Raw genomic sequence first — 862 nt, 5'->3', positions numbered from 1 at the left:
CCTCATGACCGGCGCGCCGGCGCCTGCGGCCGACTATGCCGCGTTCTTCGATTCGACGCCCGACTGGCCGGATCGCGCGATCCTCCGCGCGCGGTTTCAGCAGGCCCTGGCGACCGAAAACGACCCCGACACCCTCGCGCGGCTGTGCCCGAACTCTCCGCTGACACAGGCCGGGGCACTCGTCCGGTGCGGCAGCGTGCTGGGCACGGGACCGATGACACCGATCGCACGACAAGCCTGGGCCGGCGGCATGGACAGCGCGAGCGACGAGGCGGCGTTCCTGACGCTCTATGCCTCCGTGCTCACCCCGGCCGATCAGACCGCCCGTTTCCAGCGACAGGTGCGCACCGGCCAGTTTGCGGCGGCATCGCGTCAGATCGACCGACTCCGCAACGATGAGCAGGCCGCCGCCCGGGCCCGTGTGGCCCTGCGCAGCCGCGCCCCAGACGCTGACGAGGCGCTGGCCGCCGTCGGGGCAAGCAGCGATCCCCTGTTGTTACTCGACCGTCTGTTCTGGCTGCGCCGGACCAACCGCGCCGACGACGCCCTGTCGCTGTGGAAGAGCGCGGGCTTTCAGGCGCAGGCTGCCCAACCCCTGGTCTTTGCAGCCGAGCGCGCGGCCTTCGCCCGGTCGCTGGTCACCGCCGAGCGCTACGCCGACGCGGCGGCAATGGCCGATGACCGCACCATCGCGCCGCAGACCCCGGCAGGACTGGAAGCCGCGTTTACCAGCGGGTGGCTGAGGCTTGAAAAACTCGGCGATCCGGCTGCGGCCGCCGACCGTTTCGCTCTCGTCGCGCAATCGCCTGCCCTGATCAGCCGGAGCCGGGGCCTCTACTGGCTCGGCCGCGCGCGGGAAGCG

General features: G+C 71.7%; 1 pseudogene. It reads left to right on the top strand.

Annotated elements, in window-relative coordinates:
* A pseudogene (locus HUK82_RS16950) lies at positions 1–862 on the top strand (lytic transglycosylase domain-containing protein); the annotation flags it as partial.

The organism is Ameyamaea chiangmaiensis (assembly GCF_013376175.1).
Classification (GTDB): Bacteria; Pseudomonadota; Alphaproteobacteria; order Acetobacterales; family Acetobacteraceae; genus Ameyamaea; species Ameyamaea chiangmaiensis.
The sequence above is the reverse complement of the archived record's forward strand: the minus strand, read 5'-3'. Positions and strand labels throughout refer to the sequence as shown.